This is a genomic window from Floccifex sp. (assembly GCF_051873555.1).
GTDB lineage: Bacteria > Bacillota_I > Bacilli_A > Erysipelotrichales > Erysipelotrichaceae > Floccifex.
The window spans coordinates 1-2,834 of record NZ_JBJEEY010000041.1 but is presented as its reverse complement, the minus strand read 5'-3'; the positions used below and the strand labels follow the sequence as shown (position 1 = coordinate 2,834).

Here is a 2,834-nt window from a genome sequence, read left to right as displayed (position 1 = left end):
CGATGAACTTTCAACGAGTTTGCACCATTTTTTATTTTCAACCTCTAAAGTCAGGTTTTATCATGATATTTTTCTTCTGTGCAGTATTTCAATACAAAGGCATATTCTTCTTTATATTCTACTTTTGAAAGCTAATGTAAAAAAGGACCCATCACATGGATGAATCCTTATTTTTGATAAAACCATATTCACTTAATACAAATCCCATCTTTTTCAAATAAGATTCATGATCTTCTGATATTTTTTGATTGAATTTGAATGTTTGAATATAGTTCAATTGATTATATATAAAGTTTGCGACTGAACAATCACGATATTTTGGTGTAGAATAATCCAATATAATTTCAAATACATCATCTTGTTGATATCCGATAAAAATACCAGCTGGATTTCCTTCACAAGAAACAAGATAAGTTGTTTTATTTTCTAAATTATTTTCATCAAATTCTGGAAAATAATTTTTAATATCTCTTTGATAATAATTTAATAAATATTGAATATAAACATCATTTCCAAGACACTGTATCATATCATAAGATTGTTTGGTATGAAGCAATTTATAAAGTCCATATAAATTAATCACAATTAATGATGCATTCATTAAAGCCAAAGGATAAGCATGGCATAATAAAGCATATATACCAGAAACTACACTTCCAATTGTATTGATGACTCTTAATTTGATTACTGAAGACATCAACATAGAAATGACTACAAGACAAGAGCCAATGTATCCAAATATTTCTAATACCATATAATCTCCTAATCCAATTGATTTAGAATAGAATGACCAATTGTATTTTCTGGCATTTGTATACCAAAGTTATCCACAATCGAACATCCAATTACCGCAAAAGTATCTTCTTCTTTTAATTGTCCGCTTCCTTTCATTGAAGGCGAATACGCAATAAAAGGTACTTTTTCACGTGTATGATCACTTCCACTATGAGTTGGATCGTTACCATGATCCGCTGTTAAAATCAATAAATCATCGTCTTTTAATAATTTCAACAACTCCCCTAATTTTTCATCAAACGTTTCTAATTCTTTTGCATAGCCTTTTGGATTTCTTCTATGTCCCCATAGTGCATCAAAATCCACTAAATTTACATAACACAGTCCTGTAAAATCATCTTTGGCAATATCAATGGTTTGTTGCATACCATGAAAAGAGCTCTTAGATTTATAAGCCTTTGTGATGCCTTGTCCATCAAAAATATCAACAATTTTTCCAACTGAAATAACATCCAATTGATTTTCTTTTAGAACATCTAAAGCTGTTTCTCCATATGGTTTTAAAGCATAGTCATGACGATTGCTTGTTTGTTTAAAATGACCTGGTTGTTTTCCAATATAAGGACGAGCAATAACACGACCTACTTTCCATTCATCTTTCATTGTCAATTCTCTAGCAATTTGACAACAGCGATACAATTCATCTAAACCAAATGTTTCTTCATTTCCACAAATCTGTAAAACTGAATCTGCCGATGTATAGACAATCATATTTCCTGTTTCAAGTTCTTCACATGCCAATTCATCTAAAATTTCTGTACCACTGGCACTTTTATTTCCAATGACTTTATGCCCCGTTCGTTTTTCTAATTCATCAATTAATTCTTTTGGAAAACCAGTTTGCGTGAATGTTTTGAAAGGCTTAGTAATATGTAGACCCATCATTTCCCAATGCCCAGTCATTGTATCTTTTCCTACACTGGCTTCTTTTAAATAAGCATAATATCCCATTGGATTTTGTATTGGATTTACTTGATGTAAAGAATGTAAATTAGCAATTCCTAATTTTTGAAGATTAGGAATACGAAAAGAAGAAACAGATTGAGAAATATGTCCCAATGTATCTGTATTTTCATCGCCATATTCTTTAGCATCTTCTAAAGCACCGACACCCAAAGAATCAATCACAATGGTAAAAATTCTTTTATATTTCATACTAAATACTCACAATCATCTCTTTAATTAAAGACTTAAAAGAAGTCGATATTTGACTGGCAATGTCTTGTACTTCTTCATGGTTTAATGCGTTTTGTGATAAACCAGCAGCCATATTGGTAATACAAGAAATACCACAGACTTCCATTCCCATGTGCTTAGCCGCCATAGCTTCTACAGCTGTACTCATTCCCACCGCATCTCCATGCCAGCTTTGTGCCAATTGAATTTCAGCAGGTGTTTCATAATTAGGTCCTGTAAACTGTACATATATTCCTTGTCTTAAAGAAAGATGCAAACGAGATGCACAGTCTATAATAATAGAACGCATACGTTTGGAATAAACTTCACTCATGTCTGGAAATCTAGGTCCTAATTCATCTAAGTTTTCTCCAATTAATGGACTAGGAATCGCTGTTGTGATGTGATCGGTAATCATCATTAAATCACCTGGTCTAAAATTTGGATTACATGTACCAGCTGCATTCGTCAAAATTAATTTTTTGGCTCCCATTAATCCCATTAAACGCGTTGGCAATACGACATCTTGCATAGCATAGCCTTCATAATAATGTATTCTTCCTTGCATAATAACAACCGGAACATTTTCTACATAGCCAAACACAAAACGTCCTTTATGTCCTTTTACAGTCGAAACAGGAAAGCCTTCGATTTCTGTATAATCAATAGTATCCACAATATTAATTTCATCGGCAAAATCACCTAATCCAGATCCTAGAATCAAAGCCACTTCGGGTTTAAAATCTATTTTTTCTTGTATACTTTTAAGACAATTTTTTAATTTATTCATGATTTCTCTCCATAATATGACGTGCCACATAGACACCACTTGCCGATGCATGAGACAAAGAATGCGTTACGCC

3 protein-coding genes are annotated in these 2,834 nt (G+C 32.4%); all 3 read right to left on the bottom strand.

The window, feature by feature from the left end:
- Positions 1-151: 151 nt before the first annotated feature.
- From ACI32A_RS02495 to ACI32A_RS02485, 3 genes are read right to left on the bottom strand one after another with little or no spacing between them, the layout of a single operon-like run.
- Positions 152-754, bottom strand: a complete 603-nt coding sequence (locus ACI32A_RS02495) for a YgjV family protein (RefSeq protein ID WP_439753445.1) — start codon at positions 752-754, stop codon at positions 152-154.
- A gap of 8 nt (positions 755-762) precedes the next feature.
- Positions 763-1,950, bottom strand: coding sequence for a phosphopentomutase (locus tag ACI32A_RS02490; RefSeq protein WP_439753444.1), 1,188 nt, complete (start codon positions 1,948-1,950; stop codon positions 763-765).
- Position 1,951: 1 nt separating this feature from the next.
- A complete protein-coding gene (locus ACI32A_RS02485) occupies positions 1,952-2,761 on the bottom strand; it encodes a purine-nucleoside phosphorylase (RefSeq protein WP_439753443.1) in 810 nt (269 codons plus the stop codon).
- Positions 2,762-2,834 lie beyond the last annotated feature (73 nt).